The organism is Actinomadura decatromicini, from assembly GCF_008121305.1.
GTDB classification, from domain to species: Bacteria; Actinomycetota; Actinomycetes; order Streptosporangiales; family Streptosporangiaceae; genus Spirillospora; species Spirillospora syzygii.
In genome coordinates this window covers 80,367-102,115 of record NZ_VSRQ01000007.1, presented here as the reverse complement: position 1 = coordinate 102,115, position 21,749 = coordinate 80,367, and the positions used below count along the sequence as shown (strand labels likewise).

Sequence of the window (21,749 nt, the reverse complement as noted above, 5' to 3'; positions counted from 1 at the left end):
GATGTGGCGCACACCTCACCGCGCGCCCCGCCCCCACCCGTTTGAACAGGTTCAAATCTGTCGTACAGTGGGTCGCGTGAAGCTCGCCGTGACCGCACCGGACCGCCTGTCCGTCCGCACCGTCCCGGTCCCCGACCCGGGCGACCTCGTCGCGCGGCTTCCGCACCCGACCGCGCTCGCCTGGATCCGCAACGGGCAGGGCATCGTCGGCTGGGGCGAGGCCGCCCGCCTCACCCTCCCCGGCGGCGACGGCGACGACCGGTTCACCGACGCCGCACGGCTCCTCACCCGCCTGTTCGGCGCCGCCGACGTCGACGACCCCGTCGCCCTCCCCGGCACCGGCCCCGTCGCGTTCGGATCGTTCGGGTTCGACCCCAAGTCGCCCGACTCCGTCCTCATCGTCCCGCGCCGCGTCCTCGGCCGCCGCAACGGCGTCGCCTGGCTCACCACCATCGGCGACGACGCCGAGCCCCTCACCCACACCACGCCTCCCGCCGCCCCGACCGGCCTCGCCTGGAGCCAGGGCGCCCTCCCCGAGCACGCCTGGAAGGACGCCGTCGCCGCCGCCGTCGCCCGCATCAGGGACGGACGCCTCGGCAAGGTCGTCCTCGCCCGCGACGTCACCGCCCGCGCCGCCGCGCCCATCGACGCCCGCGTCCTCCTGCGCCGCCTCGCCGACCGGTTCCCCGCCTGCTACGCCTTCTCCTGCGCCGGACTCGTCGGCGCCACCCCCGAACTCCTCATCCGCCGCACCGGCGGCGACATCGAATCCCTCGTCCTCGCCGGAACCACCGCCCGCGGCGCCGGACCCGCCGACGACCGCGCCCGCGCCGCCCGCCTGTTCGCCTCCGCCAAGGACCGCGAGGAACACCGCTACGCCGCCGACATGGTCCGCGACGCCCTCGCCCCCCTCTGCGCCGAACTCACCGTCCCCGACGAGCCTGAACTCCTCACGCTCCCCAACCTCACCCATCTCGCCTCGCCCGTCCGGGGACGCCTGGCCGCCGACCGGTCCGTCCTCGACGTCGTCGCCGCGCTCCACCCCACCCCCGCCGTCGCCGGCACGCCCACCGGCACCGCCCTCGACCTCATCCGCGAACTCGAGGGCATGGACCGCGGCCGCTACGCCGGGCCCGTCGGCTGGGTCGACGCCCGCGGCGACGGCGAATGGGGCATCGCCCTGCGCTGCGCCGAGATCGACGGCACCCGCGCCCGCCTGTTCGCCGGCTGCGGCATCGTCGCCGACTCCGACCCCGACGCCGAACTCGCCGAAGCCCGCACCAAACTCCGCCCCATGCAATACGCCCTCAACGGCTGACCACCCGGGAATCCCGCCGCCCGCCGACACCGGACGCCCCGCCTCCCGGCCGCGCAGGAGCGAGGCCCCGCCACCGGCGACGATGACGAGGCCCGCCCACGCCTGCTAGGAGCCGACTCGCGGGGCGCGGTCGGCGACCGACACCTTCAGCTGCGCCGTGGACGTCAGGACGCTCCCCACCGGAGCCCCGGCCAGGGCCGCGTCCGTGACGACCTCACGCTGCCCCAGGTACCGATACGTGCGCCGGTCGAAGATGTACTCCCGCCGCACACCGCCGACGATCTTCGCCGCCGCGATGCCCGCCCGGCCCGCCGCGTCCACCGCCTCATCGACCGTCGTGACGCCCGGGATCGCCGCGGCGGCACGGTACAGCGCGACCCGCTGCGCCGACGGAAGATACGCCTCCGTCAGCAGGCCCCCGACCCGCATCCACGCCTCCACATCCGCCTGGGCACCCGTCCCGAGACGGGTGTAAAGGTGCTCGTACATCTTCCGCGGCTCGGTCGGCAGACGGCTGACATAGGCGAAGTCGTTGCGCAGGAACTCCGCCCTGTCGTCGAAGTCAGCGAGCCTCTCCGGCCCGCCGCCCGGACCGGCCCGGCCCGCGGACGCCGGGATCGGCCACCCCGGATACGGCCTGGGCGCCAGCATCCGCACCTCGACGACACCCCGCGTCGAGTCGCCCTCCACGGGCAGCCACACCTTCCGGACGCTGCGCGCCAGATACCGCGCATGCCCCTGCGCGGAGTTCGACTCCACCGGATCCATCGTCTGCGACTCGAACACCAGGAACTGCCCCGCCTTGGGATCCAGCTCGGGGAACCCCGTGGAGGCGTCGGCGGCGCGCGTGAGCACCCGGGACGCGGCGACCGGCATGACATGCGTGACCGCGTCCCGCTCCGGCCCCCGCGCCGTGACCACCACGACCCCGGCCGCCGCCGCGGCCGCCAGCCCCCCGGCCACACCGATCGTCAACCGCCCCCGACGAGCCGGACGCACCCGCCGGACAGGCGCGGACTCCACCCCCGCGTCCGCCCCGGCGATCGCGGCCATCAGCCGGGCCTCCTCGGCGCGCAGCTCGTCCACGCCCGGACGCGGAACCTCCGCCCGGAACCGCTCCAGCACGGTCATCTCATCCATGAACCGTCTCCTCCTTGACGAACACCGTGGGATCGATCGCACCGAGCTCCCGCCGCAACCGCTTGCGCGCCCTGCTGACACGCGACCGCACCGTCCCGACACGCACCTCCAGCGCGACCGCGGCCTCCGGATACGTCAAACCACCCCACACGACCAGCAGCAGCGCGTCACGATGCCCCTCCGGCAAGGACGCCAGCGCCCCCGCCAGCCGCCGCCCGTGCGCCTGCGCGCTCACCCGCTCATCACTGCGATCCGTGAACGGCTCAGAAACCACATCACGACCGCCGCGCTGCACCGCACGCAGCTGACGCACCTCGTCCCGCACATACCGGCCGACCAGATTCGTCGCGATCCCGTACAACCACGGCCGCGCGTCACGCCGCGCCAGGTCATACCGGTCACGCTGCCGGAACGCCGCCAGGAACGTCTCCGCCACCACGTCCTCGGCCGCGTCCCGCCCCACCTCCGGGTGACATACCGCTTCACATCGGGGGCGTGCCGCCTGAACACCTCGGCGAACGCCTCCGGACACCGCCGCGACCACTCGATCACGGCGGCGTCGTCGGCCTCCGACGGGCTCGATTCACTCATGTGTCTGGGCCTCTCGGGCTTCCGATCAGGTCACCCCCTATTGCCGAACCGCACCCGAACGGTTCCCACCACCCCCACCGGCGGTGAAGGGCGACACGGCGCACCCGGTACGGTCGACCACGACCCACCAGCACCAACGGAGGACCCGAGCACCGTGGACGTCGAACGGACAGCCCTGCCCGGCATCGGCCTGCAGCACGTCATCACCACCGGACGAGGCCGCCAGATCGGCGTCATCTCCCACCGCACCGGACGCCGCGACCTCGTCATCTACGACCGCGAAGACCCCGACAGCTGCATCGCCACCGTCGCCCTCACCGCCGAAGAGGCCAACGCCATCGCCGAACTCCTCGGCACCGGCCGCGTCCTGGAACACCTCGCCGAACTCCACCGGCAGGTCGAAGGACTCGTCACCGAACAGATCCCCATCGCCGCCGGATCCCCCTACGACGGACGACCCCTCGCCGACACCCGCTCCCGCACCCGCACCGGCGCCTCCATCGTCGCCGTCGTCCGCGGCGGACAGGTCGCCGCCAGCCCCCGCCCCGACTTCGTCTTCACCGCGGGCGACATCGTCGTGGTCGTCGGCACCGGCGAAGGCACCACCGCCGTCGCCGACATCCTCGCCCACGGCTGACCCCGCATGGAATCAGCCGTCCAACTCATCGAACTCGGCGCCATCATCCTCGCCCTCGGCCTCCTCGGCGCCGTGTCCGTCCGCTTCTCCATCTCCCCCATCCCCCTCTACCTCATCGCCGGCCTCGCCTTCGGCTCCGGCGGCATCCTCCCCCTCACCACCAGCGAAGACTTCGTCTCCATCGGCGCCGAGGTCGGCGTCATCCTGCTCCTGTTCACCCTCGGCCTCGAATACACCGCCGACGAACTCGTCGGCACCCTCCGCACCTCCGCCCCCGTCGGCCTCGCCGACCTCGCCCTCAACGCCGCACCCGGCGCCATCGCCGCGCTCCTCCTCGGCTGGGGACCCGTCGCCGCCGTCGCCATGGCCGGCGTCACCTACGTCACCTCCTCCGGCATCACCGCCAAAGTCATCGGCGACCTCGGCTGGCTCGGCAACCGCGAAACACCCGCCGTCCTGTCGATCCTCGTGTTCGAAGACCTCACCATGGCCGCCTACCTGCCCATCCTCACCGCACTCCTCGCCGGAGCCGGACTCCTCGGCGGCGCCGCCGCACTCGCCATCGCCGCCGCCACCATCACCGCCATCCTCTACATCGCCCTCCGCCACGGCGCCCTCGTCGAACGCTTCGTCGCCTCACCCAGCGAAGAAGTCCTCCTCCTCAAAGTCCTCGGCCTCACACTCCTCGTCGCCGGCATCGCCCAACAACTCCAGGTGTCCGCCGCGGTCGGCGCGTTCCTCGTCGGCATCGCCCTGTCCGGCAGCCTCGCCCACACCGCCCAGAAACTCCTCACCCCGCTCCGCGACCTGTTCGCCGCCGTCTTCTTCGTCTTCTTCGGACTCCACACCGACCCCGGCGACCTCCCACCCGTCCTCGCCGTCGCCGCGCTCCTCGCCGCCACCGGAATCCTCACCAAACTCGCCACCGGCTGGATCGCCGCCCGCCGCGCCGGAATCGCCCCCACCGGACGCCTCCGCGCCGGGACCGCCCTCGTCCCCCGCGGCGAATTCAACATCGTCATCGCCGGACTCGCCGTCAGCGCGGGCACCAACCCCCGCCTCGGCCCCCTCGCCGCCGCCTACGTCCTCATCCTCGCCGTCGCCGGACCCGTCCTCGCCCGCGGCGCCGAACCCCTCGCCACCCGCCTCCGCACCCGCCGCGCCGCACGACTACGCACCAGACGACCCGCCCCGCAAACCGACGACGACGTCCCACTCCCCGCCGCCCGGCCCGCACCCGACACCACCACCGGGCACCACGACGCCGCCGAACCCGCCTGACCCCCACACCGCCCAGCCGCTAAACCTCCGGGCCGCTAAACCTCCGGGCCGCTAAACCTCCGGGCCGCTAAACCTCCGGGCCGCTAAACCTCCGGGCCGCTAAACCTCCGGAGCCTGGCAGCCCGGACACCAGAACAGGTTCCGGCCCGCCAACTCCACCGTCGCCACCACCGACCCGCACACCAGACACGGCGACCCCGCACGCCGGTACACGTACACCTCACCGCCGTGACCGTCCACCCGAGGCGGACGCCCCATCGCCTCCGGCATGTGCTTAGGACGCACCGTGTCGATCCGCCCCGCCCGCACACCCGCCGCCATCAACACCGCAAGATCGTCCCAGATCCCCTGCCACTGCCCCCGCGACAACCCACGACCCGGCAACCGCGGATCGATCCCCTGCCGGAACAGCACCTCGGCCCGGTAGATGTTCCCCGGACCCGCCACCACCGACTGATCCATCAACAACACCGCGACCGGCGTCCGCGACCGCCCCACCCGCCGCCACGCCACCTCCGGATCACCGTCCGCCCGCAACGGATCAGGACCCAACCGGTCACGCAACACCTTCACATCACCCGGCTCCAGCAGCTCGCACGCGTTCGGACCCCGCAGATCCGCCCACCCCGACCCGCCCACCAAACGCAACCGCACCGCACCCACCGGAACCGGCGCCGCACCCTCACCGAACACCCACTTGCCGTAGATCCCCAGATGGACGTGCAACGTCCGATCATCATCGAACCCCAGCAACAGATGCTTCCCGTGCGCGTCCGCGTCCACCACAACCCGCCCGTCCAGCCGCGCCGCACCCTCCGCGAAACGACCCTGCGGACTCGACGCCTCGACACGACGGCCGCCGAACATTCGCTGATGCTCGGCGGCCAGACGATGAACGGTATGTCCCTCCGGCATGGCCGGAGCATAACCCCCGGCCGCACCCCCGCGGGCCCCTACCGCAACGGCTCACCGACCTCACGCATGTGCCCCAGCGCCAACCGGTACGACGCCACCAACCCCGTCTCCGCATACGGGACGCCCACCGCCGCGCAATGCTCCCGCACCAGCGGACGCAACCGCCGCAGACTGCACCGCGGCACCCCCGGGAACAGATGGTGCTCGATCTGGTAGTTCAACCCGCCCATCAACCAGTCCACCACCACGCCGCCCCGCACGTTCCGCGACGTCAGCACCTGCCGCCGCAGATGATCCCACTTCTCCCCCGGCGCCGGCATCGCCATCCCCTTGTGGTTCGGCGCGAACACCGCACCCAGATGCACACCGAACAGCGCATGCTGCACCACCATCAACGCCACCGCCTGCGCCGCCGGCAGCAACGTGAACGCCAACGCCAGATACCCGGCCGCGTGAGCGAGCAGCAACCCGCCCTCCACCAACTGATCACGCCGCGACCGCCCCCGCAGGAACAGCAGGCTCCCCACCTTCAGGTTCAGCCCCTCCAGCGTCAGCAGCGGGAAGAACAGCGCCGCCTGATGCCGCGCCACCCACCGCAACACCCCGCGCTGCCGCCCGGCCTGCTCCTGCGTCCACGCCAGGATCCCCTCCCCCACGTCCGGGTCCTTCCCGACATGGTTCGGATTGGCGTGATGCCGGTTGTGCTTGTCGCTCCACCAGCCGTGCCCCATCCCCAACAGCAGATTCCCCAGCACCAGACCCAGCACCCGGTTCGCGCGGGCGCTCCGCGCGATCTGCCGGTGCCCCGCGTCATGCCCGAGGAACCCCGTCCGCGCCGCCAGCACCGCCAGCGGAACCCCCAGCAGGACCGTCCACCACCCGTCCCCCGCCCACGCGATCGCCGCCCACACCGCCGCCGTCGCCGCCAGGTTCAGCCCGATCGCCCGCGCGTAGTAGCCGCGCCGCCGATCCAGCAGGCCGCTCTCGCGGACCCGCCGCGCCAGCGGAGCGAAATCGCTCCCCGGCCTCCCCGCCGCTACGGACGGGACGGGCGGGGCGGGCGGAGCGTGCAGGGTCGCGGGCATGAAGCCTCCATCTCACGGAACAGGGAAAGCGACTGCCCGAAAAACTACGGAGCGTAAGACCGGGACGTCTCCACGCTGCGGAGCCATCCCCGGACTGGCTCCCAGGTCCCGGTCGGGCCCACAACCCCTCGCTCCCCCGGACCACCGCCCGTGCCACGCCGTACCACCACGCCACCTCCCACGCCGCCCGGACGCACGCCCCCGGGAACCGGACCCTGAGCGAAAGACCTCGCACGACGGCCATATAGGGTCACAATTCATGGACGACACCCGGTGGATCGACCTGCACGGCGCCGCCAACGCCCGCGACCTGGGCGGCCTCCCCACCACCGACGGACACCTCACACGCCGCGCCCGGGTGCTCCGCGCCGACAACCTCCAAGACCTCACCGTCGCCGACGTCCGCGTCCTCCTCGACGACTACGAGGTCAAGAACGTCATCGACTTGCGGAGCGACGCCGAGGTCCGGCTCGAAGGACCCGGGCCCATGACCCGGGTACCGTCCGTGACCGTCCACCAGTTGTCGCTGTTCCCCGAACGCGGACGCCACACCGACGCCGCCGCCACCGCGCCCGAGACCACAGCGCAGGTCGACGTCGACAAGGCGCTCCCCTGGCAGGACCGGCCCGGCGGCCCGGCAGACGCCGCCGAACAGGACCGCACCATCGACCTCTACCTCGGCTACCTCGCCGACCGCGGCGACTCCATCGTCGCCGCCCTCCGCGTGATGACCCGCACCGACGGCGCCGCGCTCGTCCACTGCGCCGCGGGCAAGGACCGCACCGGCGTCGTCTGCGCCGTCGCCCTCGACGTCGCGGGCGTCACCCGCGAGGCGATCGTCACCGACTACGCCCTGAGCGGCGAGCGCATCGACGCGGTCGTGGAGCGGCTGCGCGCCAGCGCCACCTACGCCGACGACCTGAGCTCCCGTCCCCCGGACGCGCACCGGCTCGACCCGGCCGTCATGGACAAGCTCCTGACCCGCGTGGACGAGGAGTTCGGCGGCACGACCGGCTGGCTGTCCGGCCACGGCTGGACGCCCGACGACACCGACGCCCTCCGCGCCCGGCTGCTGAACTAGTTGGTTGGTTTTTGATTTTTCGGATGTGGGAGGGGCACAACGCCCAGGGCCTTTACATTGTAAGTTGAAGGTTGAAATACCGAGGACGTCCCTCGGTGAGGGCTCAGGACAGGACGGCTCGGACGGCGGCGTGGGCCGCCTTGCGCATCTCGGCGTGCAGGGCCGCGTTCGCTTCCCTGTCGGTGCGGGCCTCCACGATCCGCAGGCCCTCCCCCGCGATCGCCTTCGGCAGGTCGACCGGCGCGTCCAGCCGCCGATACGGGACGCCGTGCGCCGCCGCCACCCCCGCGAGGTCCACCTGGTGCGGCGTGCCGAAGACCCGCTCGAACGGGCCCGCCAGCGCCGCCTGCGGCAGCAGCGAGAAGATCCCGCCGCCCTGGTTGTTCACCACCACGATCGCGAGGTCGGGACGCTCGTCGCGCGGCCCGATGACCAGGCCGTTCTGGTCGTGCAGGAACGCCAGGTCGCCCAGCAGCGCGTACGACCGGCCGCTGTGCGCCAGCGCCGCGCCGATCGCCGTGGACACCAGCCCGTCGATCCCGCTCGCGCCCCGGTTCGCCATGACCCGGATCCCGCGCCGCGGCCGCATCACCTGGTCCAGGTCGCGGATCGGCATGCTCGCCGCCGTGAACAGCAGCGACCCGCCCGGCAGCCCCGCCACCAGGTCGCGGGCCAGCCGCGGCTCGCTCACCCCGGGCGCCGCGTCCAGCACCTCGTCCACGGCCGCCGCGGCGGCCAGGTCGGCGGTCCGCCACGACTTCAGCCACGCGTCGTCCCCGGACACCACCGGGATCTCGACCTCCTGCGCGACCTGCGTCGCCGACCGCACCGGGTCCGGCCAGCGCGCCAGGTCAGGCGACAGGACGATGTGCTCCTCCGCCCGCCGCAGCAGCGACAGCAGCGGACGCGACAGCCCCGGCTTGCCGAGCGTCACCACCACCTCCGGGCGGTGCCGCTCCACGAACTCCCCCACCCCCAGCAGGAAATGGTGCGACGACAGCGCGTGGTCGCCGTAGCGGGCGTTGCCGTTCGGCTCCGCCAGCACCGGCCAGCCCGCCATCGACGCCGCCGCCACGTACCGCTTGACGTTGGACGCCCCGTCCCCCACCACCAGCACACCCCGGCGGGTCGGCGGGACGTGCAGCACCGACCCCGGCGTCGCCGCGCGCACCTTCGTCCACGCGCCGGTCGCGTCGCCGTCGAGGGGCTCGCACCACGACTCGTCGCCGTCCGGGATCAGCGGCTCCCGGAACGCCGCGTTCAGATGCACCGGGCCCGCCGCCGGCGCCTGCGCCAGCCCCCACGCCCGGCTCACCAGCGACCGCCAGTACGCCACCATCCCCGGACGGTTCTCCGGCACGCCCACCTCGGTGGACCACCGCACCGCCGTCCCGTACAGCTTCACCTGGTCGATCGTCTGGTTCGCGCCCGTGTCCCGCAGCTCGGGCGGACGGTCCGCGGTGACCACCACCAGCGGGACGCACGACTCGTGCGCCTCCACCACGGCCGGGTGGAAGTTCGCCGCCGCCGTCCCCGACGTGCACACCAGCGCCACCGGCCGCCCCGACCGCTTCGCCAGCCCGAGACCGAGGAACGACGCCGACCGCTCGTCGATCCGGACGTGCAGCCGCAGCCGCCCCGCCTCCTCGGCCGCGTGCAGCGCCAGCGCCAGCGGCGCCGACCGCGAGCCCGGCGCCAGCACCGCGTCGGTCATCCCGCACCGCAGCAGCTCGTCCACCAGGACGGTGGCCAGCGCGGTCGCCGGGTTCACGACGCCCCGCCTTTCCCGCCCCTGGGAACAGGGCCCGGAGATCCTCGCCTCGCCGCGGTCATCGGGCCGCCTCGATCACGTCCGGGCCGTCCAGACGCTCCTGCGCCGCCAGCGCCCTGGCCCGCCAGCCGGCCGCGTCGGGCGCCTCCCACCGGGCGAGGGACGCCTCGTCCACCTCGGGACGCCGCACCGCGATCTCGCCCGCCACCGGCCACAGCGGATCGGCGACCACGTCGCCCGCCAGCAGCGACAGCGTCCCCAGCCCGCACGCGTACGGCAGCTCCGGCAGGGCGGCGGCCAGCGCCACCCCGGCCGCGAGGCCCACCGACGTCTCCACCGCGCTCGACACCACCACCGGCAGCCCGCACGCCTCGGCCACCCGCAGCGCCGCCGCGACCCCGCCGAGCGGCTGCACCTTCAGCACCGCGATGTCGGCCGCCTCCGCCGCCCGCACCTTCAGCGGGTCCTCGGCGCGGCGGATCGACTCGTCCGCGGCGACCGGCACGTCCACCCGCCGCCGCACCGCCGCGAGCTCCGCGAGCGTCGCGCACGGCTGCTCCACGTACTCTAGGCCCCACCGGTCCAGCGACCGGACCATCCGGGCCGCGTGGTCGACGTCCCACGCCCCGTTCACGTCGACGCGGACCAGGCCCTCCGGGCCGAGCGCGTCGCGGACCGCCTCCACCCGCGCCAGGTCGTCGGCGTCGGACTGGCCCCGCTCGGCCACCTTCACCTTCGCCGTCCGGCACCCCGACTCCTTGGCCAGCTCGAACGCCCGCTCCGGACCGACCGCCGGGATCGTCGCGTTCACCGGCACCCGGTCGCGGACCGGCGCCGGCCACCCCTCGAACGCCGCCTCCCGCGCCGCCGCCAGCCACCGCGCGCACTCCGCCGGGCCGTACTCGGCGAACGGCGAGAACTCCCCCCACCCGGCCGGGCCGCGCACGAGGAGACCGTCCCGCCGCGTCACACCGCGGAACCGCGTCCGCATCGGGATGGAGTACACCCGCACCCGCCAGACCCCCAGACCTCGCCCGCCGAATCAGCGGACCATCACGCCACTATCACGGCATTCCAGATCACACCGTGCGTTAGATGCCTAGTAATACCACGGGTAACGCGACCAATCGGGGGCGCGCTTCTCCAGGAACGAGTCCCGGCCCTCGGCCGCCTCGTCGGTGCCGTAGGCGAGCCGTGTCGCCTCCCCCGCGAACACCTGCTGCCCGACGAGCCCGTCGTCGATCAGGTTGAACGCGTACTTCAGCATCCGCTGCGCCGTCGGGCTCTTCCCGTTGACCTTCCGCGCCCACTCCAGCGCCGTCGCCTCCAGCTCGGCGTGCGGGACGACCGCGTTCACCATCCCCATCCGGTGCGCCGCCTCCGCGTCGTAGGCGTCGCCCAGGAAGAAGATCTCCCGGGCGAACTTCTGGCCGACCTGCCGCGCCAGGTACGCCGACCCGAACCCGCCGTCGAAGCTCGCCACGTCCGCGTCGGTCTGCTTGAACCGCGCGTGCTCCCGGCTCGCCAGGGTCAGGTCGCACACCACGTGCAGGCTGTGCCCGCCGCCCGCCGCCCAGCCCGGCACCACGCAGATCACGACCTTGCCCATGAACCGGATCAGCCGCTGCACCTCCAGGATGTGCAGCCGCCCCGCCCGCGCCGGGTCGATCGTGTCGGAGGTGTCGCCGTCGGCGTACTTGTAGCCGTCCTTGCCGCGGATGCGCTGGTCGCCGCCCGAGCAGAACGCCCAGCCGCCGTCGCGCGGCGACGGGCCGTTGCCCGTCAGCAGGACGCAGCCGACGTCGCTGGACATCCGCGCGTGGTCCAGCGCCCGGTACAGCTCGTCGACGGTGTGCGGGCGGAACGCGTTGCGCACCTCGGGACGGTCGAACGCCACCCGGACCGTCCCGTGGTCCACCGCGCGGTGATAGGTGATGTCGGTGAACCCGAACCCCTCGACCTCTTTCCAGGCGTCCGCGTCGAACAGCTCCGAGACCATGGCTTCCTCTCCGTCGGCGATCCGGCCGGGCGGCCCGCGCCCGCCCCGGGGGCGGCGGCGCTCGCGTCCATTCAACCGCCTCCCCGTTTGAACGCGTTCAGCGGGGTCGTCTACGCTGATGGCGCCATGGATCGTCCACTGCACGCCGTCGTCCTGCCGCCGGGCCCGCGGCTGCTGCGCGCCCTCGCGGCCGCGCTCGACGGCGGTCCCGCGATCTGCCCGATCTCCCCCGCGACGCCCGAGCCCGCCCTCCGCGCCCTGCTGGACGCCCTCGCTCCGGACGCCGTCGAGACCTCCGACGGGCTGCGGCCCCGCGCGTCCTCGGCCGGGCGCGTCCCCGTCGCGCCCGGCACCGCCGTGCTGATCGCCACGTCCGGCTCCACCGGCACCCCCAAGATCGCCGAGCTGTCCGCCGCCGCGCTGCGGCACTCCGCCGCGGGCACCCTCGACCGCATCGGCGCCGCCCCGGGCGACCGGTGGCTGTGCTGCGTCCCGACCAGCCACATCTCCGGCGTCCAGGTCCTCGTCCGCGCCCTCGCCGCCGGAACCGAACCGATCATCACGCCCCGCTTCGACCCCGCCGCCATCGAGGCCGCGCCGCCCGGCACGCACGTGTCCCTCGTCCCCACCCAGCTGCGCCGCCTCCTGGACGCCGGCGCCGACCTCGCCCGGCTCGGCGCCATCGTCCTCGGCGGCGCCGCCGCCCCGCCCGCCCTGCTCGCCGAGGCCCGCGACCGCGGCGCCCGCGTCCACACCACCTACGGCATGAGCGAGACCTGCGGCGGCTGCGTCTACGACGGGACGCCCCTGCCCGGCATGCGCGCCGATCTCACCCCGGACGGCCGCATCCGCCTCGCCGGGCCGTCCCTGTTCACCGGCTACCGGCTGCGCCCCGACCTGACCGCCGCCGCCCGCGACGGCGACTGGTTCGTCACCCAGGACCTCGGCGCCCTGGAGGACGGCCTGCTCCGCGTCCGCGGCCGCGTCGACGACGTGATCAACACCGGCGGCGAGAAGGTCGTCGCGGGCGAGGTCGCCGCCGCGCTCGCCCGGCATCCCGGCGTCCGCGACGTCGTCGTCGTCGGACGCCCCGACCCCGACTGGGGCGAGCGCGTGACCGCCGTCGTCGTGCCCGGCTCGGCCGACCGCCCCGACCTGCCCGAACTGCGCGCCCTCGTCCGCGAGACCATGCCCGCCCACGCCGCGCCCCGCGAGCTGGAACTCGTCGACGCCATCCCGCTGCTCGCCTCCGGCAAGCCCGACCGCGCCCGGCTGCGAGCCCCCCGCTCCTGATCCGAGCGCATGGCGGGCCCGTCTCCCGGGGAGATGCACGAGCATGCCTCCGGACGAGACCGACCACGAAACCGGCGACGAGAGCACCCTCACCGTCGCGCTCGCCCTCGCCGCCAACCTGGGTATCGCCATCGCGAAGATCGTCGCCGCGCTGATCACCGGGTCGGCGTCCCTGGCCGCCGAGGCCGCGCACTCGGTCGCCGACACCTTCAACGAGGTCCTGCTCATGGTCGGGCTGCGGCGCAGCGGGCGCCCCGCCGACCGCCGCCACCCCCTCGGCTACGGCAAGGAGCGCTACATCTGGACGCTCCTCGTCGCCGTCGCCATCTTCGGAATGGGCGCCCTGTTCTCCTACTACCAGGGCGTCCAGACCCTCCTCGGGCACCGGACGGGCGACGAGGGCGGCCCGGTCGTCGGCTTCGCCGTCCTCGGCATCGCGTTCGTCCTGGAGGCGGTGTCGTGGCAGCAGGCGATCCGGCAGGTCCGCGACGCCGCCCGCGCCGCGGACCTGCCGCTCGGCGCCTACATCCGCCGCACCGACGAGCCCGCGTCCGTCAGCGTCCTGCTGGAGGACTCCGCCGCCCTGATCGGCCTCCTCCTCGCCTTCGGCGGCCTCGGCCTGCACCAGCTCACCGGCTCCGCCGTCTGGGACGCCGTCGGGTCGCTCCTCATCGGCGTGCTGCTCACCGCCGTCGCGCTCATCCTCGGCCGGATCAATCTCAGCCTGCTGATCGGCACGCAGGCCGACCCGCGGCTCGTCGCCGACGTCCGCGCCCGCCTCGGCGACGAGCCCGAGATCGACTGGGTCGTCGACATCGTCACCGTGACGTTCGGCGCCGACCGCGTCCTCGTCTGCGCCCGGCTGGACTTCCGCGACTCCCTCACCGCCGGGGACGTCGAGCGCGCCTGCGTCCGGATGGCGCACGAGCTGCGCGGCGCGCACGAGGAGATCGACGAGGTCTTCCTCGAACCCGTCCCCCGCGACGACCCTGAGCTGCGCGAACGTGTCATCGCCCGGTACGGCGGGACGCTGCGTCCCAAGCGCTCGGAATCGTAGGTTCTCTTGGGGGAATCGCCAACGCTCAGGGCCTTTACGCAGTAAGGTAGGTCCTGTCCGGGACGGCGGTGCGAAACGGCGTGTGAAACGCCCCGCCTCGGGCACCACGATCCACTGGATCGCTCCTCCGACGATCCCCATCGGGACGCCGATCCCCCGGCGCCGGGAACAACGGACCGGCTCCGCGACGTTCCGTTAAGTGCGTGCGCCACGAGCGAACACAATCCGCGCCGCACTCACACCACCGAAGGGAGGGGGGTGTCCCCATGCCGCGAAGCGCCGTAGAGACCCCGCTCACGGAGTCGGCGAGCCCCGCGCTCGACGACCTCCTGAAGCGTGGCCGCGCCCAAGGGCGCCTCTCGCTCGACGAGGTGCGGGGGGCCTTCGAATCGGCCGGCCTCAGCCCGGCGCAGGGCCGCTCCATCCTACGCGAGCTGTCCGAGGCCGGGATCAGCCTGGCCGGGGAGGCCGACACCGTCCGCAAGATGGCCGCGGCCGCCGAGCACGACGGCGGCGACACCGCCCAGGCGACGCCCGGCACCGCCCGGCGCCCGGCCAAGAGCGCCAAGACCCGCAAGAGCGCCGGCAGGACGGCGGGCAGGTCCGCCGAGAAGGCCCCGGCGCGGAGCCGCGACGAGGACGCCGCGTCCCCCGACGACGGGTTCGAGGTCACCGAGGTCGAGGCCGCCGACACCGGAGCCGACCTGGACGACCAGTCCACCGCCATGGGCGACTCCGTCCACACCTACCTCAAGGCCATCGGACGCCGCCAGCTCCTCACCGCCGAGCAGGAGGTCGACCTCGCCAAGCGCATCGAGGCCGGCCTGTACGCCGAGCACAAGCTGGAGAACGACGACCTCTCCCCCGCCGTGCGCGCCGACCTGGAATGGGTCGCCGCCGACGGCCGCCGCGCCAAGGCGCACATGCTGGAGGCCAACCTCCGGCTCGTGGTCTCGGTCGCCAAGAAGTACTCCGACCGGGGCCTGTCGCTGCTGGACGTCGTCCAGGAGGGCAACCTCGGCCTGATCCGCGCCGTGGAGAAGTTCGACTACTCCAAGGGCTACAAGTTCTCCACCTACGCCATGTGGTGGATCCGGCAGGCGATCCAGCGCGGGTTCGCCGACTCGGCCAGGACGATCCGGCTGCCCGTCCACGTCCTGGAGATGCTGAGCAAGCTCAGCCGCGTCGAGCGCGACATGCACCAGCGCCTCGGCCGTGAGCCCACCCCCGAGGAGCTGGCCGCCGAGCTCGACAAGAGCCCCGAGCAGGTCCGCGAGCTGCTGCGCACCAGCCGCCAGCCGATCAGCCTGGACTCCACCATCGGCGAGGACGGCGAGACCCGCATCGGCGACCTCATCGAGGACACCGACTGCCCCGAGGCGTCCGAGCTGGTCGACCGGCAGCTCATGGCCGACCAGCTGCGCCGCACCCTCGACATCCTGTCGCCGCGCGAGGCCAAGATCATGGCGATGCGGTTCGGGCTGTACGACGGGACGCCCCGCACCCTCGACGAGATCGGCAAGGCGCTCGGGCTGACCCGCGAGCGGATCCGGCAGCTGGAGAAGGAGTCGCTGTCCAAACTGCGGCACCCGAGCAACGCGAGCCCGCTGCTCGACTTCGCCGTCTGACACGCGCCCGACCCGTGGAAAGGCCCGCTGGACCGGTACCGGTCCAGCGGGCCTTCCCATCCGCGGTTTTGGCCGGTTCAGCGGGGCACGGAGCGGCAGCCGTCCACGGCGAACGCCAGGAACTGCGTGACCTCCCGCGAGTCGAAGTTGTCGTCCGACCCGACCACCAGCGTGCACTCGCCCGAGCGCAGCCGCGGCCCCCAGCTCATCGACTCCAGGTTCTGGGTCGTCCCGCCGAAGCGGCCGAGGTCGGCGACGAGCCGCTTGGAGACCGCCCGGTACCCGGCGCCGCGGGCCAGCGAGTCGTGGCCGAGGACGTCGGACGCGCCGCGCGTGTCGAACTCGTACAGCTTCGCCTTGTACCCGACGCCCTCGATCCACGACCGCTCCAGCGCCAGGAACCGGTGGCGCCCCACCGCGAGGATCTCCGAGACGCCGCTGTCGGCGCCGCCGTCCGCCGGGACGGGCGCCGCCGCGAGCCGGTCGACCGGGTAGGCGTACTGCGCCCGCGCCCGCCCCGACCGGTCCCACAGCGTGAGCCGGGCGAGCGCGCCGTGCCGGGTGGACGGCGGGTCGCCGTCCTCGTAGCGGGGCCCCTCGACCATCGCGGCGACGCCGTCCCGGGTGAGTGTCACGCCCTCGAACCCGAAGTTGCGGCGCGGCCCGCGATGCCCGTCGGTCTGCTTCAGGTTCGGCGGGACGGTCACCTCACCGCCGTAGGCGCCGTCGCGGCGCGCCCACCGCACCGACAGGTCGGACACCGGGATGCCCGCGTGGGCCTCGTCCGGACGGTCGCCCTCGTCGCCCCACAGGACCCGTCCCGACTCCGGGTCGTAGCGGATGCTCTCCGGATCGGCGGACTCGGGCCGCCCGAACGCCGGATAGGGGGTGCCGTCCGCCCGCCGCAGCGTCGAGACCCCGCTGATCCGGACGCCGGAGAACGCGCCGGTGCGCGGGTCGATGTCGACGCTCCCGGTGTAGAAGCGGGCCGGGTCGTAGCGCCAGCGGTCGTCGGAGATCATGTACCACGTCCCCGTGCGGGGGTCGCGGTCGATGCCCGACAGGCCGCCGACGGTCGTGCCCTCGAACCTCATCATGTGCGGGAGGGTCCGCTCCCCCAGGAACCGCGTGATCCGCAGCCCCGGCCCCGCGTCCGCCGCCCGCGCCGCGGGGACGGCGTGGGCCGGCCGCCCGTCCGCCGTCGCGGGGACCGCCGTCGCCGCGACGACCGCCGCCACGGCCGCCGTCCCACGCCACATCGCCCGATACCCGTTCACCTGGATACCATCACCCTTCGAATCCGAGCAGACGCCGAAAGTAGCGAGCCCAGTATTCAGCATCACGAGCGGTGACGGGCGGATCTCGCAGAGTCAGTCGGCGTGGCGGAACTCGACGATGGCGACGCCCATCAGCCCGAAGCCCATGCACAGCACGATGACGATCTCCAGCCACACCGGGACGACCCAGCCGTTCCACGTCACGCCCGGGTTGAACGTCCGCTCAAGCGCGGGCGTCAGGTCCAGGTGGCGGAACACCGCCTGGCGCAGCGGGTCGACCGCGTAGGTGAGCGGATTGAACCGGGTCAGGACGGTCAGCCACGTCGGCAGCCCGTTCAGCGGGTACAGCGCCCCGGACAGGAACATCATCGGCATCATGGCCATCTGCATCAGGCCGAAGAACGACTGCATCTGCTTGATCCGCGCGGCCATCATCACGCCGAACCCGGTCAGCGCGAACGCGCCGATGAACATCAGCCCGAGCAGCTCCGCCAGCAGCGCCGGGTCGTAGGGGACGCCCGCCAGCCCCGCCAGCGCCACGATCACCGCGCCCTGCAGCGTCGCGACGAGCGCGCCGCCGATGCACTTCCCGATGACGATCGCGCTGCGGCTGACCGGCGCGACGAGCATCTCGCGCAGGAACCCGAACTCGCGGTCCCACACGATCGACCCGGCGGAGAACATCGCGGTGAACATCACCGACATCGCGCACACGCCCGGGAAGATGAACGTCTTCAAATCGATGTCGCCGTGCGCTCCGCCGCCGCTCGCCATCAGGTTCGACAGCCCGGTGCCCATGACCAGCAGCCACAGCACCGGCTGGACCAGCCCCGACACCATCCGCAGCTTGTCGCGCCAGAACCGGATCAGCTCCCGGTGCAGGACGATCCGCACCGCGCGCACGTCCTGCCGCAGGCCCGGCTCCGGCACCCGGACGCGGACCACGTCGGCGACCGGAGCGGCGGCCTTGACCGAACTCGCCATCGTCTCTCCTCTCCTCGCCCGTCCCCGCCTAGCGCCGCATCGCGCGCATCGCGCTGCGCATGCGGTCGCCCGCACCGGCCTCGGCGTCGCGGATCGTCGAACCGGTGAAGGACATGAACACGTCGTCCAGGGAGGGCCGGGACACGCTCACCGACCGGATCGGCACGCCGAGCTCGGCGAACAGCCGCGGCACGAACGCCTCCCCCGACGCCACCGAGAAGGCGACCGCGCCCTCGGACAGGACCGCCTCCAGGTCGAACCGCTCCTTGAGCGCGGCGATCGCGGCCTCGTCGTCGGCGGTCTGGATGCGGACCCGGTCCTCGCCGACGCCCGCCTTGAGCGCCTCGGGGGTGTCCAGCGCGACGATCCGCCCCGAATCCATGATCGCGATGCGGTCGCAGAACTCGGCCTCGTCCATGTAGTGGGTCGTCATGAAGATCGTGATCTCTTCGGCGTCCTTGAGCTGGCGGATGTAGTCCCAGATGGACGCGCGGGTCTGCGGGTCGAGGCCGACGGTCGGCTCGTCCAGGAACAGCACCCGCGGGGAGTGCAGCAGGCCGCGCGCGATCTCCAGCCGCCGCTTCATCCCGCCGGAGTAGGTCTGCACCAGGTCGGAACGCCGCTCCCACAGGCCGACCATCTCCAGCACCTGCCGGATCCGGTCGGCGGTGACCGCCCTCGGCACGCCGTACAGCTCGGCGTGGAAGCGCAGGTTCTGCTCGCCGGACAGGTAGCCGTCGAGCGTCGTGTCCTGGAACACCAGGCCGATGTTGCGGCGCACCGCGTCGCGCTCGGACACCACGTCGTACCCGCCGACCAGCGCCCGCCCGCCGGACGGCTTCAGCAGCGTGCACAGCATGTTGATCGTGGTGGACTTGCCGGCGCCGTTCGGCCCGAGGAACCCGAAGATCTCCCCGGGACGGACGGCGAAGCCGATGCCGCGCACGGCCTCCACGTCCCCGAAGCGCTTGATCAGGCCGTCGACCTCGACGGCCGGTCCCCCGTCCGGCATCCGGTCTCCCTCCGGGTCGCACCGGCCCACATTTGTGGACCAACCAACGGTAGGGATAGCCTATCTCTCAGGTCAAGAGAAAAAGGACATGCCAACCGAATCCCGAGGGAGGGGGACGTGGACGACCGGCCCGACCCGATGCGCGACTCGGCCACCTATCTGATGTTCGAGCTGATGCGGCTCGCGCGGCGCACCTCGGTCCGCATGTTCCCCGGTGGGCTGCGGCTGCCGCACATGCTCGTCCTCGCGTGCGTCGCCCGGCTCGGGCCGATGTCGCAGCGCGAGGTCGCCGCCGAGCTGCGGATGGACCCCGGCGACCTGGTCGGCATCGTCGACGCGCTGGAGGAGGCCGGGCACGTCTCGCGCCGCCGCGATCCCGAGGACCGCCGCCGCTACGCCCTGGACGCCACCGAGGACGGCAGGCTCGCCCTCGGCGAGGCCCTCGCCGACCGCGCCCGGCTGAACGAGGTGCTGTTCGAGCCGCTGTCCGCGGACGAGGTCCGCCTGTTCAAAGACCTGATCCTGCGGGTCCTCGCCCACCACGACACGCGGTTCGGCGAGCCCGGACCGTGCCGACAGCCGGGCGAGGACGCCCGCGCCGAGACCGGCGGACGCGGCTCGCACGCCGGGCGGTAGCGCTCACGGCCCGCCACGGCACTCCCGGACCTGGCCTTTCGCGGCCTCTCCGATGAGGCCCGAAGGTAACGCATGTTTTGTTCGGTCCGCATTGACGATCGCGTGTCAAGCGTTGTCGATCTGCGTTAGGGACCTTTCGTCACCATTGCCCGGATCTCCGAACGGATTCGCGGCGCCTTGTCGATCTCTTGGAAGGATGCGGCCCACACCCCCACCCCGCCCGGCTCGCGCGGCCATGATCGCGCCTAACCTCGGTACATGCCCGACCTTGCTTACTACGCCTCACTGCCGCGCTCCCGCGGCGCCGCGGCGGCCCTGCTGCTGGACGACCTCGGGCGGGTCCTGCTGGTCAAGCCCACCTACAGCGAGGGCTGGTACCTGCCCGGCGGGGTCATCGAGACCGACGAGTCCCCGCTGGCGGCGTGCGTGCGCGAGTGCGCGGAGGAGCTCGGCCTCGTCCCCCGCCTGGACGGCCTCGCCTGCGTCGACTGGGGCCCGCCGCGCGACGACGGCGTCGACGCCGTCAACGTCTTCGTGTTCGGCGGGACGATCACCGGCGAGGAGATCGCCGCGATCCGGCTGCCGCCCGACGAGCTGTCCGACCACATTCTCGTCGCGCCGGAGAAGATCCCCGAGCTGGCGCCGCCGCACGTCTCCCGGCGGATGGGGCCGAGCCTGCACGCCATGGCCACCGGCCGCGCCGTCTACCTGGAGGACGGCGCGGCGCAGCCCTTCGGCGCCGGCCTGTCCGCCGCGCTCGCGGGCCGCGACGTCCCCTGACCCGCGCCGACCCTGCGTCGACGGCCGGGCCGACGGCACGGCCGGGTCGCTCGACGACCAGACCCGCTCGCGGGCCCGTCACAGCGCTCAGGCCGTCCAGCGATCAGGCCCGTCTGGAGGGTCAGGCGAGGACGGCGTCCCTGGCCTGCCGCCCCCGCTCGGGATCGACCATCCGGGCGCAGTGCGCGCAGCAGTACCAGTGCCCGTTCACGTCCACGCCGTGCCCCATGATGCGGCAGCCGCAGTTCTCGCACACCGGCGCCATCCGCGTGACCGCGCACTCGAACGAGTCGAACGTGTGCACTTGACCCTGCGCGTGCACCTCGAAGGTCATGTCGTAGTCGTTGCCGCAGACCTCGCAGGTCGCCATCGGTCCGATCTCCGTTCCCCCGCCGCGTCGCGAACACTCCCCTACCCCGTCCGCCGCGTCCCACCACCCTCATCTGACCGGCTTGCCCGCGGAACCGCCCGGAATGGTCGCCGGGCCCCTGACCCCGCCGCGACCGGCGCGCCGTCCCCGCGTCCGGCCCGCGCCCTCGCCCGGGTCGGGCCAGCGCGGCGAGCGGCCCGAGGACCGCAGCACCGCCTCCCACGAGTCCCCCGACTCCAGCGGCAGGTGCGGGACGCCCCAGTGCCACGCCGACACCAGCAGGTCGGGGTCGCGCGGGCGGTACCGCGTCCCGATCGCGCGGGCCATGTCCCAGGCGTGCAGGTGCCACTCCACGCACGCCGCGCCCGCGTGGTCGCCGACCGTGTACTTCGTGCCCTTGTAGATCAGGTGCGTCCGGTCCCACATGTCCGCCATCAGGTCGGCGTACGCGCCCGCCGACACCCCGAACGCCATGATCCGGGCGGGGCCCGGCTCCGCCGGCAGCACCGCGAGCTCCGCCGCGTTCTGCCTGGCCTGCTGCCTGATCAGCACCGCGGACGCGGCGTCCTGCGCGAACAGCTTCGCCAGCCGGCTGTCGGGCGCGTCCTGCAGGTACTCCAGGAAGTTCTCCGCGACGCACCGCAGATGCCCGGCGAGGTCGATGAGCCGCCAGTCCGCGCAGGGCGTCGGCGCGTCCCAGTCGCCGGCCTGCTCCGCCAGCGCCCGGATCGCCCCCACCCCGTCCTGGTAGGACTCGATCACCCGGCCACGATCCGGCGGCGTGCGCTCCACGTGACTTCCCCCCGCGTCCAGAGCACGATGTGCCCCCTCCGCCGGGACGCGGCCGCGCGCGGCGCGCTCCTGCGGCACGCGGCGCGGCGCCCCCCGACGCTC

General features: G+C 73.2%; 21 protein-coding genes. 9 read left to right on the top strand and 12 right to left on the bottom strand.

Annotation, left to right across the window (positions count from 1 at the left end; all coding sequences use genetic code 11):
* Positions 1–76: 76 nt before the first annotated feature.
* Entirely contained in the window at positions 77–1,318 is a 1,242-nt protein-coding gene (locus FXF68_RS30065) for an isochorismate synthase (RefSeq protein WP_148765122.1), read from the top strand.
* 105 nt (positions 1,319–1,423) lie between these two features.
* Here the strand turns inward: FXF68_RS30065 and FXF68_RS30060 are convergent, their stop codons facing one another.
* Positions 1,424–2,458, bottom strand: a complete 1,035-nt coding sequence (locus tag FXF68_RS30060) for a CU044_5270 family protein (protein ID WP_246179024.1) — start codon at positions 2,456–2,458, stop codon at positions 1,424–1,426.
* Positions 2,451–2,894 (bottom strand): RNA polymerase sigma factor, encoded by a 444-nt coding sequence (locus tag FXF68_RS30055; RefSeq protein WP_342787194.1) that lies wholly within the window; start codon positions 2,892–2,894, stop codon positions 2,451–2,453. Before FXF68_RS30055 ends, FXF68_RS30060 begins: the two co-directional genes overlap by 8 nt.
* 309 nt (positions 2,895–3,203) lie before the next feature.
* Between FXF68_RS30055 and FXF68_RS30050 the strand changes: the two genes are divergently transcribed.
* Together FXF68_RS30050 and FXF68_RS30045 are read left to right on the top strand one after the other, a co-directional pair.
* Positions 3,204–3,686 (top strand): cation:proton antiporter regulatory subunit, encoded by a 483-nt coding sequence (locus FXF68_RS30050; protein ID WP_187438168.1) that lies wholly within the window; start codon positions 3,204–3,206, stop codon positions 3,684–3,686.
* Between the two features lie 6 nt (positions 3,687–3,692).
* Complete coding sequence (locus tag FXF68_RS30045) at positions 3,693–4,967, top strand: cation:proton antiporter (RefSeq protein ID WP_148765118.1); 1,275 nt, start codon at positions 3,693–3,695, stop codon at positions 4,965–4,967.
* 99 nt (positions 4,968–5,066) lie between these two features.
* Here the strand turns inward: FXF68_RS30045 and FXF68_RS30040 are convergent, their stop codons facing one another.
* Both FXF68_RS30040 and FXF68_RS30035 read right to left on the bottom strand, forming a co-directional pair.
* Entirely contained in the window at positions 5,067–5,882 is an 816-nt protein-coding gene (locus tag FXF68_RS30040; protein WP_148765116.1) for an Fpg/Nei family DNA glycosylase, read from the bottom strand.
* 38 nt (positions 5,883–5,920) lie between these two features.
* The gene (locus tag FXF68_RS30035) at positions 5,921–6,967 is read right to left on the bottom strand and encodes a fatty acid desaturase family protein (RefSeq protein ID WP_148765114.1); all 1,047 of its coding nucleotides are present in this window, start codon (positions 6,965–6,967) and stop codon (positions 5,921–5,923) included.
* A 259-nt stretch (positions 6,968–7,226) separates the two neighbouring features.
* Here FXF68_RS30035 and FXF68_RS30030 point away from each other — a divergent pair, with 259 nt between their 5' ends.
* Positions 7,227–8,048, top strand: coding sequence for a tyrosine-protein phosphatase (locus tag FXF68_RS30030; protein WP_148765112.1), 822 nt, complete (start codon positions 7,227–7,229; stop codon positions 8,046–8,048).
* Between the two features lie 103 nt (positions 8,049–8,151).
* Here the strand turns inward: FXF68_RS30030 and menD are convergent, their stop codons facing one another.
* The 3 genes from menD to FXF68_RS30015 form a co-directional block, all read right to left on the bottom strand.
* Positions 8,152–9,819 carry a 2-succinyl-5-enolpyruvyl-6-hydroxy-3-cyclohexene-1-carboxylic-acid synthase gene (menD, locus tag FXF68_RS30025; RefSeq protein WP_148765110.1) on the bottom strand — a complete coding sequence of 556 codons (1,668 nt, stop codon included), beginning with the start codon at positions 9,817–9,819 and terminating at the stop codon, positions 8,152–8,154.
* Positions 9,820–9,877: 58 nt separating this feature from the next.
* Positions 9,878–10,831 carry an o-succinylbenzoate synthase gene (locus tag FXF68_RS30020; RefSeq protein WP_148765108.1) on the bottom strand — a complete coding sequence of 318 codons (954 nt, stop codon included), beginning with the start codon at positions 10,829–10,831 and terminating at the stop codon, positions 9,878–9,880.
* A gap of 87 nt (positions 10,832–10,918) precedes the next feature.
* A complete protein-coding gene (locus FXF68_RS30015; protein WP_148765106.1) occupies positions 10,919–11,818 on the bottom strand; it encodes a 1,4-dihydroxy-2-naphthoyl-CoA synthase in 900 nt (299 codons plus the stop codon).
* A 126-nt stretch (positions 11,819–11,944) separates the two neighbouring features.
* Here FXF68_RS30015 and FXF68_RS30010 point away from each other — a divergent pair, with 126 nt between their 5' ends.
* The 3 genes from FXF68_RS30010 to FXF68_RS30000 all read left to right on the top strand — a co-directional run bounded on the left by FXF68_RS30010 (position 11,945) and on the right by FXF68_RS30000 (position 15,796).
* Positions 11,945–13,111 (top strand): AMP-binding protein, encoded by a 1,167-nt coding sequence (locus FXF68_RS30010; RefSeq protein ID WP_148765104.1) that lies wholly within the window; start codon positions 11,945–11,947, stop codon positions 13,109–13,111.
* Between the two features lie 43 nt (positions 13,112–13,154).
* On the top strand, positions 13,155–14,168 hold the full coding sequence (locus FXF68_RS30005; RefSeq protein WP_148765102.1) for a cation diffusion facilitator family transporter: 1,014 nt from the start codon (positions 13,155–13,157) through the stop codon (positions 14,166–14,168).
* Positions 14,169–14,434: 266 nt separating this feature from the next.
* Positions 14,435–15,796 (top strand): RNA polymerase sigma factor, encoded by a 1,362-nt coding sequence (locus FXF68_RS30000; protein WP_148765100.1) that lies wholly within the window; start codon positions 14,435–14,437, stop codon positions 15,794–15,796.
* A 77-nt stretch (positions 15,797–15,873) separates the two neighbouring features.
* On the opposite strand, the gene FXF68_RS29995 is transcribed toward FXF68_RS30000, so the two are convergent.
* The 3 genes from FXF68_RS29995 to FXF68_RS29985 all read right to left on the bottom strand — a co-directional run bounded on the left by FXF68_RS29995 (position 15,874) and on the right by FXF68_RS29985 (position 19,069).
* On the bottom strand, positions 15,874–17,073 hold the full coding sequence (locus FXF68_RS29995) for an esterase-like activity of phytase family protein (protein ID WP_246179022.1): 1,200 nt from the start codon (positions 17,071–17,073) through the stop codon (positions 15,874–15,876).
* Positions 17,074–17,166: 93 nt separating this feature from the next.
* Positions 17,167–18,057 carry an ABC transporter permease gene (locus FXF68_RS29990; protein WP_148765098.1) on the bottom strand — a complete coding sequence of 297 codons (891 nt, stop codon included), beginning with the start codon at positions 18,055–18,057 and terminating at the stop codon, positions 17,167–17,169.
* A gap of 28 nt (positions 18,058–18,085) precedes the next feature.
* On the bottom strand, positions 18,086–19,069 hold the full coding sequence (locus tag FXF68_RS29985) for an ATP-binding cassette domain-containing protein (protein ID WP_148765096.1): 984 nt from the start codon (positions 19,067–19,069) through the stop codon (positions 18,086–18,088).
* A gap of 117 nt (positions 19,070–19,186) precedes the next feature.
* Here FXF68_RS29985 and FXF68_RS29980 point away from each other — a divergent pair, with 117 nt between their 5' ends.
* The gene (locus FXF68_RS29980; RefSeq protein ID WP_148765094.1) at positions 19,187–19,705 is read left to right on the top strand and encodes a MarR family winged helix-turn-helix transcriptional regulator; all 519 of its coding nucleotides are present in this window, start codon (positions 19,187–19,189) and stop codon (positions 19,703–19,705) included.
* A gap of 258 nt (positions 19,706–19,963) precedes the next feature.
* Positions 19,964–20,485 carry an NUDIX domain-containing protein gene (locus FXF68_RS29975; RefSeq protein ID WP_148765092.1) on the top strand — a complete coding sequence of 174 codons (522 nt, stop codon included), beginning with the start codon at positions 19,964–19,966 and terminating at the stop codon, positions 20,483–20,485.
* 121 nt (positions 20,486–20,606) lie between these two features.
* On the opposite strand, the gene FXF68_RS29970 is transcribed toward FXF68_RS29975, so the two are convergent.
* A complete protein-coding gene (locus FXF68_RS29970; RefSeq protein WP_148765090.1) occupies positions 20,607–20,855 on the bottom strand; it encodes a hypothetical protein in 249 nt (82 codons plus the stop codon).
* A gap of 69 nt (positions 20,856–20,924) precedes the next feature.
* Complete coding sequence (locus tag FXF68_RS29965; protein ID WP_148765088.1) at positions 20,925–21,647, bottom strand: maleylpyruvate isomerase N-terminal domain-containing protein; 723 nt, start codon at positions 21,645–21,647, stop codon at positions 20,925–20,927.
* Positions 21,648–21,749: the final 102 nt, after the last annotated feature.

What these genes read in the sequence shown, in the direction of transcription:
- FXF68_RS30035 (WP_148765114.1), bottom strand. Translation starts at nt 6,967, where the DNA reads ATGCCCGCGACCCTGCACGCTCCGCCCGCCCCGCCCGTCCCGTCCGTA.
- FXF68_RS30060 (WP_246179024.1), bottom strand. Translation starts at nt 2,458, where the DNA reads ATGGATGAGATGACCGTGCTGGAGCGGTTCCGGGCGGAGGTTCCGCGT.
- FXF68_RS29970 (WP_148765090.1), bottom strand. Translation starts at nt 20,855, where the DNA reads ATGGCGACCTGCGAGGTCTGCGGCAACGACTACGACATGACCTTCGAG.
- FXF68_RS30045 (WP_148765118.1), top strand. Translation starts at nt 3,693, where the DNA reads ATGGAATCAGCCGTCCAACTCATCGAACTCGGCGCCATCATCCTCGCC.
- FXF68_RS30010 (WP_148765104.1), top strand. Translation starts at nt 11,945, where the DNA reads ATGGATCGTCCACTGCACGCCGTCGTCCTGCCGCCGGGCCCGCGGCTG.
- FXF68_RS30000 (WP_148765100.1), top strand. Translation starts at nt 14,435, where the DNA reads ATGCCGCGAAGCGCCGTAGAGACCCCGCTCACGGAGTCGGCGAGCCCC.
- FXF68_RS30040 (WP_148765116.1), bottom strand. Translation starts at nt 5,882, where the DNA reads ATGCCGGAGGGACATACCGTTCATCGTCTGGCCGCCGAGCATCAGCGA.
- FXF68_RS30005 (WP_148765102.1), top strand. Translation starts at nt 13,155, where the DNA reads ATGCCTCCGGACGAGACCGACCACGAAACCGGCGACGAGAGCACCCTC.
- FXF68_RS29975 (WP_148765092.1), top strand. Translation starts at nt 19,964, where the DNA reads ATGCCCGACCTTGCTTACTACGCCTCACTGCCGCGCTCCCGCGGCGCC.
- FXF68_RS30030 (WP_148765112.1), top strand. Translation starts at nt 7,227, where the DNA reads ATGGACGACACCCGGTGGATCGACCTGCACGGCGCCGCCAACGCCCGC.
- FXF68_RS30015 (WP_148765106.1), bottom strand. Translation starts at nt 11,818, where the DNA reads ATGGTCTCGGAGCTGTTCGACGCGGACGCCTGGAAAGAGGTCGAGGGG.
- FXF68_RS29990 (WP_148765098.1), bottom strand. Translation starts at nt 18,057, where the DNA reads ATGGCGAGTTCGGTCAAGGCCGCCGCTCCGGTCGCCGACGTGGTCCGC.
- FXF68_RS29985 (WP_148765096.1), bottom strand. Translation starts at nt 19,069, where the DNA reads ATGCCGGACGGGGGACCGGCCGTCGAGGTCGACGGCCTGATCAAGCGC.